At 50.7% G+C, this 915-nt stretch carries 9 tRNA genes; all 9 read left to right on the top strand.

Annotated elements, in window-relative coordinates:
- Nucleotides 1-89: transfer RNA gene (locus ATCC9714_RS16460), tRNA-Ser, on the top strand.
- 11 nt (nucleotides 90-100) lie between these two features.
- Nucleotides 101-191 (top strand) — tRNA-Ser (locus tag ATCC9714_RS16455).
- Between the two features lie 6 nt (nucleotides 192-197).
- Nucleotides 198-274 (top strand) — tRNA-Pro (locus ATCC9714_RS16450).
- A 6-nt stretch (nucleotides 275-280) separates the two neighbouring features.
- Nucleotides 281-357 (top strand) — tRNA-Ile (locus ATCC9714_RS16445).
- 11 nt (nucleotides 358-368) lie between these two features.
- Nucleotides 369-444: transfer RNA gene (locus tag ATCC9714_RS16440), tRNA-Trp, on the top strand.
- A gap of 31 nt (nucleotides 445-475) precedes the next feature.
- Nucleotides 476-552: transfer RNA gene (locus ATCC9714_RS16435), tRNA-Pro, on the top strand.
- 6 nt (nucleotides 553-558) lie between these two features.
- A tRNA-Ile gene (locus ATCC9714_RS16430) sits at nucleotides 559-635 on the top strand.
- Nucleotides 636-641: 6 nt separating this feature from the next.
- A tRNA-Phe gene (locus tag ATCC9714_RS16425) sits at nucleotides 642-717 on the top strand.
- Between the two features lie 13 nt (nucleotides 718-730).
- Nucleotides 731-807: transfer RNA gene (locus ATCC9714_RS16420), tRNA-Met, on the top strand.
- The last annotated feature ends 108 nt before the right edge of the window (nucleotides 808-915 follow it).

The raw sequence follows: 915 nt of genomic DNA, 5'->3' as shown, positions 1-915 counted from the left end.
GGAGAGGTGTCCGAGTGGTTTAAGGAGCTGGTCTTGAAAACCAGTGACTCCGAAAGGGGCCGTGGGTTCGAATCCCACCCTCTCCGCCAATTTAATATTTGGAGAAGTACTCAAGTGGCTCAAGAGGATCCCCTGCTAAGGGATTAGGCTGGGTAACCGGTGCGAGGGTTCGAATCCCTCCTTCTCCGCCAATTAATCGAGGTGTAGCGCAGTTTGGTAGCGCACGTGGTTTGGGACCATGGGGCCGGGGGTTCGAGTCCCTCCACCTCGACCATTATGTGGACCTTTAGCTCAGTTGGTTAGAGCGCCCGGCTCATAACCGGTAGGTCCGGGGTTCGAGTCCCTGAAGGTCCACCATAAAACAATATAGGGGTGTAGCTCAGTTGGTAGAGCGTCGGTCTCCAAAACCGTGCGCCGGGGGTTCGAGTCCCTCCACCCCTGCCACTATAATAATTATATAAAGTTAACGATTAATCGAGGTGTAGCGCAGTTTGGTAGCGCACGTGGTTTGGGACCATGGGGCCGGGGGTTCGAGTCCCTCCACCTCGACCATTATAAGGGCCTATAGCTCAGGTGGTTAGAGCGCACGCCTGATAAGCGTGAGGTCGCTGGTTCGAGTCCAGCTAGGCCCACCAATAAATGCCCAGATAGCTCAGTCGGTAGAGCAGGGGACTGAAAATCCCCGTGTCGGTGGTTCGATTCCGCCTCTGGGCACCATTTATATGACTATGGCGGTATAGCTTAGTTGGCTAGAGCGTTCGGTTCATACCCGAAAGGTCACAGGTTCGACTCCTGTTACCGCTACCATCTAAGTTTTATACTAATAAGAACTTTGAAAATTAAACAGTAGGTTAATTATAAAAATTCTTTTTAAAGAATTAAACAACAAACAACCAAGCCAGATATTCAGATAAT

Source organism: Paraclostridium sordellii (genome assembly GCF_000953675.1).
GTDB classification, from domain to species: domain Bacteria; phylum Bacillota; class Clostridia; order Peptostreptococcales; family Peptostreptococcaceae; genus Paraclostridium; species Paraclostridium sordellii.
This window is presented reverse-complemented; position numbering and strand designations above follow the sequence as displayed.